A 556-nucleotide genomic window follows, 5' to 3' on the forward strand; every position below is an offset into this window, starting at 1 on the left:
CGGCGAGGCGGTCGCTCCCTACCGCCGCGCGCTCGCACTCGAACCCACGTTGCCGTCGCTACGCAGCAACCTCGCTGGCGCGCTTTCGCTGTCGAATGGCGACCTTCGCGAGCAAACTGCGCTTCTCGAACAAGCCGTGCTCGCACATCCCGACGATGGAAACGCCTGGACCAATCTTGCAAACGCTTATCGCCAGAACCTGGATTTGTCGCGCTCGCTCGAAGCCGGCGAGCGAGCGGTTCAGTGCGCGCCGTCCAGTGCGCTCGCCCACAACAACTATGCGCTGGCGCTAAGAGAGGCACAACGTTGGGACGCGGCTTTGCAGGCCGCTGAAACAGCCTGCACACTCGCGCCCGACCACGCGGGTATGCGTTCGAATCTGTCGATGCTGCAACTGATGCGCGGCGACTACGCGAACGGCTGGCTCTCGCATGAGGCGCGCTGGAGCGGCTCGTCGGAGCTGCGCGGCAATCGTCCCACCTTCCCGGCGCCGACCTGGAAGGGCGAGCCGCTCGCCGGCAAAACATTGCTGGTATGGGGCGAGCAGGGCATGGGC

General features: G+C 65.8%; 1 protein-coding gene. It reads left to right on the plus strand.

The genetic code is table 11. The features are described 5' to 3' along the window. A partial coding sequence (locus SB753_RS34560) for a tetratricopeptide repeat protein (protein WP_410804529.1) occupies positions 1–556 on the plus strand: 556 nt, incomplete at both ends.

The sequence above is a fragment of the Paraburkholderia sp. SIMBA_053 genome (assembly GCF_046534895.1).
Lineage (GTDB): Bacteria > Pseudomonadota > Gammaproteobacteria > Burkholderiales > Burkholderiaceae > Paraburkholderia > Paraburkholderia caledonica.